This window comes from Arthrobacter sp. SIMBA_036, from assembly GCF_046535135.1.
Lineage (GTDB): Bacteria > Actinomycetota > Actinomycetes > Actinomycetales > Micrococcaceae > Arthrobacter.
In genome coordinates this window covers 1-271 of record NZ_JAWRXG010000177.1, presented here as the reverse complement: position 1 = coordinate 271, position 271 = coordinate 1, and the positions used below count along the sequence as shown (strand labels likewise).

Annotated in this window: 1 protein-coding gene; it reads left to right on the top strand. The window is 32.8% G+C overall.

The window, feature by feature from the left end:
* A partial coding sequence (locus SB659_RS19560) for a hypothetical protein (protein ID WP_410551606.1) occupies positions 1 to 271 on the top strand: 271 nt, incomplete at both ends.

Below are 271 nucleotides of genomic sequence, written 5' to 3'. Positions count from 1 at the left end.
ATGGAAAATATATGGCTTGTGCATAATCGCAAAATCATTAAGAGAATATGAGATCAACAACAAAAACGCAAAACACTTGATAGAAACTTTAGAGAAAGCTGATTTACTTCCTAAAAGCGGCTCTATATTATCAATTTTCAGGGCTGTTTCTAGCTACATGAAAAACTTGCTTAATCGAGACTCAACATCAACTACTCATACATTAAAAATAGACCCTAACACAGGTGCTCCTACTTATAGTTTAAAAAACGATTACTCAGAAAAAACTGAC